Raw genomic sequence first — 309 nt, forward strand, 5'->3', positions numbered from 1 at the left:
AACTTCGCACGCGGCATCCCCCACTACGCGATCTCCATTGCCTGCCTGCATAAGGGCAAGCTGGAACACGCGGTTGTACTCAACCCGGTACTGCGCGAGGAATTCACTGCCTCACGCGGCCGTTGAGAGAGGCGCCACGGCCGCGTGAGGCAGTGAATTCCTCGCGCAGTACCGGGTTGAGTACAACCGCGTGTTCCAGCTTGCCCTTATGCAGGCAGGCAATGGAGATCGCGTAGTGGGGGATGCCGCGTGCGAAGTTGGTGGTGCCATCGAGAGGGTCGATGATCCAGGTGTATTCCGCGTCGGCGT

General features: G+C 61.5%; 2 pseudogenes. One reads left to right on the forward strand and one right to left on the reverse strand.

Going from position 1 to position 309, the window contains the following annotated elements:
* Positions 1-123, forward strand: a pseudogene (locus tag A3709_RS23355) (inositol monophosphatase); the annotation flags it as partial.
* Here the strand turns inward: A3709_RS23355 and A3709_RS15015 are convergent.
* Positions 116-309 (reverse strand): annotated as a pseudogene (locus A3709_RS15015) (inositol monophosphatase family protein); the annotation flags it as partial. The pseudogenes A3709_RS23355 and A3709_RS15015 sit on opposite strands and share 8 nt — an antisense overlap.

The organism is Halioglobus sp. HI00S01 (genome assembly GCF_001635445.1).
Classification (GTDB): Bacteria; Pseudomonadota; Gammaproteobacteria; order Pseudomonadales; family Halieaceae; genus Halioglobus; species Halioglobus japonicus.